Origin of the sequence: Synechococcus sp. CCY 9618, assembly GCF_019038415.1 — a bacterium.
Classification (GTDB): Bacteria; Cyanobacteriota; Cyanobacteriia; order PCC-6307; family Cyanobiaceae; genus Cyanobium.
The window spans coordinates 1-285 of record NZ_JAFKRG010000070.1 but is presented as its reverse complement, the minus strand read 5'-3'; the positions used below and the strand labels follow the sequence as shown (position 1 = coordinate 285).

Genomic DNA, 285 nt, shown 5'->3' with positions numbered 1-285 from the left:
TGCTGTTCCTGCAGGGCTTCCACAACTGGACCCTGAACCCGTTCCACATGATGGGCGTGGCCGGCATCCTCGGCGGTGCCCTGCTCTGCGCCATCCATGGCGCCACGGTGGAGAACACGCTGTTTGAGGACAGCGACCAGGCCAACACTTTCAAGGCGTTCGAGCCCACCCAGGAAGAGGAGACCTATTCGATGGTCACCGCCAACCGCTTCTGGAGCCAGATCTTCGGGATCGCCTTCTCCAACAAGCGCTGGCTGCACTTCTTCATGCTGTTCGTGCCGGTGA

At 61.1% G+C, this 285-nt stretch carries 1 pseudogene; it reads left to right on the top strand.

Annotated features, from left to right (window positions below):
* Positions 1-285 (top strand): annotated as a pseudogene (locus KUG41_RS15185) (photosystem II D2 protein (photosystem q(a) protein)); the annotation flags it as partial.